A 1,303-nucleotide genomic window follows, 5' to 3' on the forward strand; every position below is an offset into this window, starting at 1 on the left:
CCGCGCACGCCTTCGGTGATCAGCACGCCCGCGCCGGCTACGCCCGTCGGGTGGAACTGCCAGAACTCCATGTCCTGCAGCGCGATGCCCGAGCGCGCCGCCATGCCCAGGCCGTCGCCGGTGTTGATGAACGCATTGGTCGAGGCCGCGAAGATGCGTCCCGCGCCGCCCGTGGCGAACAGCGTCGTCTTGCCTTCGAGGATATAGACCTCGCCGGTTTCCATTTCGAGCGCGGTCACGCCGAGCACATCGCCTTCGGCGTCGCGGATCAGATCCAGCGCCATCCATTCGACGAAGAAGTGCGTCTTGGCCGCGACGTTCTGCTGGTACAGCGTGTGCAACAGCGCATGACCCGTACGGTCAGCGGCAGCGCAGGCGCGTTGCACCGGCTTCTCGCCGTAGTTGGCCGTATGGCCGCCGAACGGGCGTTGATAGATGGTGCCGTCCGCATTGCGGTCGAACGGCATGCCCATGTGTTCGAGCTCATAAACGGCATTGGGCGCTTCGCGGCACATGAACTCGATTGCATCCTGGTCGCCGAGCCAGTCGGAGCCCTTGATGGTGTCGTAGAAGTGATAGTGCCAGTTGTCTTCGCTCATGTTGCCGAGCGACGCGCCGATGCCGCCTTGTGCAGCCACCGTATGCGAGCGCGTGGGGAACACCTTCGAGAGCACGGCGACGGAGAGCCCCGCGCGCGCCAGTTGCAGCGAGGCGCGCATGCCCGAGCCGCCTGCGCCGACGATGACCACGTCAAAGCGACGACGCGGCAGGGAAGTCTTGATTGCAGCCATGTTCTTTACACTCTCCAGAGAATCTGTGCGGCGTAGCCGGCGCATCCGATGAGCCACAGGATGGTCAGCACCTGAAGGAACAGGCGCAGGCCCATGGGCTTGACGTAGTCCATCCAGATGTCGCGAATGCCCACCCACGCGTGATAGAACAGGCACAGCAAGACGACGAAGGTCGCAAGCTTCATCCACTGCATGGCGAAGATGCCCGCCCAGCCTTCGTAGGAGAAGTTATGCGCGCCGAAGAACAGCACGAGCAGCACGATGGTGTAGACGGCCATCGCGACGGCGGTGATGCGTTGCGCGAGCCAGTCGCGCAGACCGTAGTGCGCGCCGACGACCAGGCGCTTGGGGCCGACTCGATTGTGGGTTGCCATGTTTTTATAAACTCCTTAGAAGGCGCCGAACAGCTTGAGCGCCATCGCGAGCGTGAGCAGCAGCGAGACGATCAGCACGATCATGGCGCTCTGCTTGCCGCCTTCCTTGTTCACGCCGACGTGCGTATCGAGCAGCAG

The 1,303-nt window shown here is 63.5% G+C and carries 2 protein-coding genes and 1 pseudogene; all 3 read right to left on the minus strand.

Annotated features, from left to right (window positions below):
* Nucleotides 1-791 (minus strand): FAD-dependent oxidoreductase (locus QCE83_RS34955; protein WP_309821459.1); only part of this gene is annotated, 791 nt, incomplete at its 3' end.
* 5 nt (nucleotides 792-796) lie between these two features.
* Nucleotides 797-1,165 (minus strand): succinate dehydrogenase, hydrophobic membrane anchor protein, encoded by a 369-nt coding sequence (sdhD, locus tag QCE83_RS34960; protein WP_309821460.1) that lies wholly within the window; start codon nucleotides 1,163-1,165, stop codon nucleotides 797-799.
* Between the two features lie 15 nt (nucleotides 1,166-1,180).
* Nucleotides 1,181-1,303: pseudogene (locus QCE83_RS34965) on the minus strand (succinate dehydrogenase, cytochrome b556 subunit); the annotation flags it as partial.

Source organism: Caballeronia sp. LZ034LL (assembly GCF_031451215.1).
Classification (GTDB): Bacteria; Pseudomonadota; Gammaproteobacteria; order Burkholderiales; family Burkholderiaceae; genus Caballeronia.

Excerpts from the sequence above, each read along its gene's own strand:
- sdhD (WP_309821460.1), bottom strand. The coding sequence starts at position 1,165 with ATGGCAACCCACAATCGAGTCGGCCCCAAGCGCCTGGTCGTCGGCGCG.